The following is a 340-nucleotide window of genomic DNA, read 5'->3' as shown; positions in this document are numbered from 1 at the left end:
CCCCGATGTTCCGCGGGTAACGCTTGTCAGATCGTTGATCTTGGCGCGGTCCCACAGGGTACCGTCGGCGAACCGGATCTCTTCGATGCCCCAGTTTTCCGTAGCAGACCAGAATTGGTCATCCAGGGTGATCACATCGCCCGTAGAGACAACCTTGAGATGGGCATGAACGCCGTTCTTGGTCAGTTCAACATCGGCCGGATTGAGGTCGAGCAGCTTGAGCACATCGACATCTGTGGTCGAGCGGTTTTCGTCGTCGATCACATCCGAGCCGTCGCCCTTTCGATAGAGGTACGTGTCAGAACCCGCACCGCTATTGATGCGGTCGTCGCCTTTGCCA

The 340-nt window shown here is 57.4% G+C and carries 1 protein-coding gene; it reads right to left on the bottom strand.

Annotated features, from left to right (window positions below):
* Positions 1–340: calcium-binding protein (locus tag AUL36_RS23045; RefSeq protein ID WP_280138007.1), on the bottom strand; the 340-nt coding region annotated here is incomplete at both ends.

It is taken from the genome of Aureimonas sp. D3, from assembly GCF_001463805.1.
GTDB classification, from domain to species: Bacteria; Pseudomonadota; Alphaproteobacteria; order Rhizobiales; family Rhizobiaceae; genus Aureimonas; species Aureimonas ureilytica_A.
Note: the sequence above shows the minus strand (reverse complement) of the source record. Positions and strands in the feature narration are given on the sequence as shown.